This is a genomic window from Ruoffia sp. FAM 20857, assembly GCF_045528645.1.
In the GTDB taxonomy this organism is placed as follows: domain Bacteria; phylum Bacillota; class Bacilli; order Lactobacillales; family Aerococcaceae; genus Ruoffia; species Ruoffia halotolerans.
The window spans coordinates 1-5283 of record NZ_JBGQRB010000075.1; the positions used below are offsets into that span (position 1 = coordinate 1).

Below are 5283 nucleotides of genomic sequence, written 5' to 3' on the forward strand. Positions count from 1 at the left end.
TTTAGAGACCGTATTTTACTTATGACGCGATTATATGTCCCTCAGACAAATAAAAAAGATCAAGCAACAACTTATGCTGCTTGATCTTGATTAAAATGAGTCATCAACCCTATTTGACAAAGAGCCATAAAAACCAGACCCAAGAAGATAAAACTACTTCAACGGTCTGGCTATTTATTTGCTCATATAACTAAAAAATACCTTACTATTCGTTCTGAGTGCGAATAGCTAAGGTATTTATCAGTATATATAAGGCTACTTGAATTCTAATTCAATTGTATTCGTTAATATATCACGGTAGCTGTAACTTATGCGATCAAAATCATTTTCGTCTTGATTCAAATCTACAATGAAGACTGAACGATATGTTTCTTTTAGGACACCTTTACGTTCTTTTTTCTTTTTACGTCCCAATTGAACAGTCACACTAATCTCTTCACCAACACGATCTTCCAAATAAGTCTTTATCTCTGATAATTCATTTGGCATTCCCAATCACCTCACCGTCACATTATAGCACGTTGTGATTAAAAAAGTCAATGATACCACAACTCTTGAATAGTGACAAGCGAATTTTTAATTAAATTTCACTTAATTTATTAAATAATTCTTCGAATTCATATACTGTTAGTGTTTCGGCACGACGCTTGGGATCGATTTCAGCTTGTTCAAAGCCTGCGGCTAATTTAGTTTGGTCCGCTTCTCCATTTTGATAATAATTTCTGACATTATTCCAAATTGTTTTACGCCGTTGTGTAAAAGCCATTTGAATGAACTTCTCAAACTCTCTTGGATTCTCTACTTCAACTAATGCTTTCTCGCGGCGTCTCAACATTAAAACGGCTGAATCAACATTAGGTTTTGGAATGAAGACACTTTTTGGGACAATAAAGGAAATAGTAGCTTCCATTTTATTCTGGATGGCAATCGTCAATGAATTGTAAGCTTTCGTTCCTACTTCCGCAGTCATTCGTTCTGCCACTTCTTTTTGCATCATCATTGCTAAACGGTTGAAAGGCAAATCTGTGTCCAATAAGTGCATAATAATCGGCGTTGTGATGTAATAAGGTAAATTAGCAACAACGATTAAATCTTCTGCATCTTTTAAATAATCGAATTCTAGATCATTAAAATTCACTTTTAAGATATCCTCATGTACAACTTTTACATTCTCATATTCAGATAGTGTGTTACTTAATATTTTTACAAAACGGGGATCAATTTCAAAGGCAATGACCTCTTTGGCAGATAGGGCTAAGAATTCAGTTAGTGCCCCAATTCCTGGACCAATCTCGATGACCGTTGTATTTTTGGTAATATCAGATGTTTGAATCATTTTGTCTAAGATAGATGGCTCAACTAAGAAGTTTTGTCCTAAACTCTTCTTCATCTTTATATCGTATTGATTCATGATTTCGGCAGTTCTTGTGGGTGTGGCAATTAATCGTTTAGATGTTTCCATTTTGTTCACCTGCTTTCAATTGATTTGTTAATTCTTCTAAAGTAATCTGATACATTGCTAGCTTTTTCTGTAATTGTTTACCATTAATGTGTCCAAGATGGTAATGGTTTGATATATATTCTCGACGGACTTTTGCTTCGGGGTGACCAATGAGTTTGAGTCGCATTAATTCTGCTTTGTGAATAAATACCGGTTCGACACTATTCGGTGTCATAACAGCTTCAAGTGCTTTTATAATGCTTTCTCTGGTCGCATGTTCAACACCTAAACTCTTTCCTCGCTTTCCTGCATTCGCCTCTTCTGGCTTAATATACGCGTGTTTAACGCTAGGGATCGCTTGTTCTATAATTCGTCGGATACGCTCTCCTTGAAAGTCAGGATCCGTAAAGACAATAGCCCCTAACTTTTCATGGGCTGCTCTAATTTCTTCGAGTGTTGCTTGATTAATAGCTGAGCCATTCGTTTCAATTGTCTGAACAGTTTTACCGAATGCTTCGATTAATCTCTTCGTATCATCTCGCCCTTCAACAATAATGACTTCTTGCGGCGTATTGGCTTGTTTATTATTTTTCATTTTGCTTCGTTTCTGGATACCAATTAAACAATTCAAAGGCATTATTCGTTGTTAAGGTCGCAATTTCATCTAGTGGCATGTCTTTCACTTGCGCGAGAACTTCTGCCACATAGCGAACATAGGCAGGTTCGTTGCGTTTACCTCGTTTCGGTACCGGAGCTAAGTATGGTGCATCTGTCTCAACTAAAAGTCGGTCATTTGGAACAACTTTAGCCGCTTCACGTACGTCTTCTGTCTTTTTGAAAGTTAGTACACCACTAAAGCTAATATGCATTCCTAAATCTAGGAATTTATATACGTCTTCCTTGCTTTCACCATATGAATGCATGATACCACCTGTTTTAGGAATACCTTCTTCTTTTAAAATTTTATAAACATCATCCGTTGCATCTCGGTTATGAATAGTGATTGGTAAATTATGTTCCTTTGCCATCGCAATTAAACGTCTAAATACTCGGTGTTGATCTTTTTTAGTAGAATTTGGCCAATAGTAATCAAGCCCAATTTCACCTAACATTTGAACTTTTGGTGCTACGAGTTTTTCTTCGAGTTGCTTTTCGATGATTTGATTGTAACGTGACGCTTCTGTTGGATGCCAACCGATAACACTAATAATGTGTTCATTCTCTTGGCTGAGTAATAAACTCTTCTCAATGGTCTTCTCATCAAAGCCAACAACCGCCATATATTCTACATCATTATCTTTAGCTTGTTGGATAATTTCTGATTCAATGCCTTCAAATTGATTGGCGTTCAAATGCGTGTGGGTATCAAATAACTTCAAAATATCTTACCTTCCTTGTTAGAGTCTCTTATAAAGAATAACTGAATAAAACCTTAATCTCAATCAATAAACGAGACTAAGGTTTTATATATATAAATTATCCGATTAAACTTCCGTTTGCTGCTTCTGGATCAGCAAATAGTAATGTTAATTTGCCATCTGATTCAGATGAAAGAATCATACCTTGACTGATATATCCCATCATCTTACGTGGTTTCAGGTTCGCTACAACTAGGACCTTTTTACCAATTAAAGCTTCGTTATCTGGATAGTATTTCGCAATTCCAGATAAGATTTGACGATGTCCTTTATCCCCAGCGTCTAAGCGGAATCTAAGTAACTTATTAGACCCATCTACTGGTGCAGCATCGATAACTTCAGCCACTTTCATTTCTGTTTTAATGAAGTCCGTAAACTCTACTGATTCAGTTTCATCATAGACTAATTCCACTGATTCTGGATCCCAGTCTTCATCATCAACTTTACCAGTTGATTCATTGTTGCCTTTGCTACTCATTGCTTCTTGGATTAACTTAATTTCTTCTTCAGTATCTAATCTTGGGAAGATTGGCACACCTTTTTTAATCACTGTTGTAATCTCAGGCACTTGTTTTAGTGCAAGGTTTGACAACAAACGGTCTATTTCTGAAGGCATACCGAGTTGTTCAAAGATTTGCGCAGGCGAATTTGGCATAATTGGGCGTAATAAATGTGCCACAATTCGTAATGAATCTGCTAAATGATACATAACAGATGCTAATTGAGCTCGGCTTTCTTCTTCTTTTGCCAAAGTCCAAGGCATTGTCTCATCAATATATTTATTCGTACGAGATACGATTGCCATCACATTATTTAAAGCCGAGTGAAAATCTAAACGTTCCATGGCTGCATGGTAATCTGCGATTTCTTTTTCGATAAATACTTCAATGGAAGCATCGAATTCAGTATTTTCAAAGGTTGATAAATCAGTTGGGATTTGGCCATCAAAATACTTATTCATCATCGCAATTGTACGATTTAATAAGTTTCCTAAATCATTCGCTAATTCAAAGTTAATATGGTTAACGAAATCTTCTGGTGTAAAGACCGTATCATTTCCTTGCGTCATTTCTCTTAATAAGTAGAAACGCGTAGCATCTAAGCCATAACGTTCAATTAGTGTATCAGGGTAAATAACATTTCCTTTAGATTTAGACATTTTTCCGTCTTTCATTAATAGCCAACCGTGAGCAAAAATTTGCTTCGGTAAAGGAATATCTAATGCCATTAATAAAATTGGCCAATAAATCATGTGGAAACGAGAAATATCTTTACCAATCACGTGCACATCTGCCGGCCAGAAATGTTTGAAGAGACTATCGTCATCATTTCCGTAACCTAGGGCAGTAATATAGTTAGATAATGCATCAATCCATACGTAAACGACGTGTTTAGGATCCGATTTTACTGGGATTCCCCAAGAAAATGACGTTCTTGATACAGCTAAATCTTCTAAACCTGGTTTAATAAAGTTATTAACCATTTCAGTCTTACGGAATGCTGGTTGTAAGAATTCAGGATGGGCATCGTAATATGCTTCTAAACGTTCAGCATATTTACTTAGTTTAAAAAAATAAGATTCTTCTTTAACTAATTCTACTTCGTGTCCAGATGGTGCGACTCCACCAATGACATTCCCGTCTTCATCACGGTAAACTTCTGATAATTGGCTTTCAGTAAAGTATTCTTCGTCACTCACTGAGTACCAACCTGAGTATTCACCTAGATAAATGTCTCCTTGTTCAAGTAAACGTTCAAAGATTGTTTGAATCGCTTTCTTATGACGTTCTTCAGTTGTACGAATAAAACCGTCATTTGTAATCTCTAATGATTTCCATAATTCTTTAATTGATTCTGCCATTCCATCTACATAGGCTTGCGGTTTAATACCTAATTCTTCTGCTTTAGTTTCGATTTTTTGGCCGTGTTCATCTGTTCCTGTTAAGAAGTAAACATCATAGTCCATTAATCGTTTATATCGAGCCATAGCGTCGCAGGCTAATGTTGAATAGGCATTACCAATATGTAATTTACCACTTGGGTAATATATTGGCGTTGTAATATAAAAAGTTGGTTTTGTTTGTTCGGTCACGAATGAGTGCCTCCTACATAATATAATTTTAATACATTATAGCATACTCACACTTGTTATGCTTTATACATTGAAAATTGATAGCGGATTTTATTAGCGAGTGAATGTCTGTCACATTCTAAGACAAATGACATCCCGGTGTGGCGTACTTTCTTATAGCCTAAGCCATATAGCATCACGGTGTGGTGTGAGTTTGCCTAGAAAAATTGGTTCTTGAATTTTTGGTGTTGGTGAGAGAAATCTCACTGACACCTTTTTTTGTATGTACACAAAAGCCAGTGAATTCCTATATAATAAAGTTACCATACATTACTAAAAGGAGAATTCACTTG

General features: G+C 36.0%; 5 protein-coding genes. All 5 read right to left on the bottom strand.

Going from position 1 to position 5283, the window contains the following annotated elements:
* Positions 1 to 255: 255 nt before the first annotated feature.
* Entirely contained in the window at positions 256 to 489 is a 234-nt protein-coding gene (locus ACEN4N_RS10960) for a Veg family protein (RefSeq protein ID WP_407090764.1), read from the bottom strand.
* A 91-nt stretch (positions 490 to 580) separates the two neighbouring features.
* A complete protein-coding gene (gene rsmA, locus ACEN4N_RS10965; RefSeq protein WP_407090763.1) occupies positions 581 to 1462 on the bottom strand; it encodes a 16S rRNA (adenine(1518)-N(6)/adenine(1519)-N(6))-dimethyltransferase RsmA in 882 nt (293 codons plus the stop codon).
* Positions 1449 to 2036, bottom strand: coding sequence for a ribonuclease M5 (gene rnmV / locus ACEN4N_RS10970; protein WP_407090762.1), 588 nt, complete (start codon positions 2034 to 2036; stop codon positions 1449 to 1451). The genes rsmA and rnmV overlap by 14 nt, the downstream gene beginning before the upstream one ends.
* A complete protein-coding gene (locus ACEN4N_RS10975) occupies positions 2026 to 2820 on the bottom strand; it encodes a TatD family hydrolase (RefSeq protein ID WP_407090761.1) in 795 nt (264 codons plus the stop codon). Before ACEN4N_RS10975 ends, rnmV begins: the two co-directional genes overlap by 11 nt.
* Before the next feature lie 97 nt (positions 2821 to 2917).
* Entirely contained in the window at positions 2918 to 4951 is a 2034-nt protein-coding gene (gene metG, locus ACEN4N_RS10980) for a methionine--tRNA ligase (RefSeq protein WP_407090760.1), read from the bottom strand.
* Between the last annotated feature and the right edge of the window lie 332 nt (positions 4952 to 5283).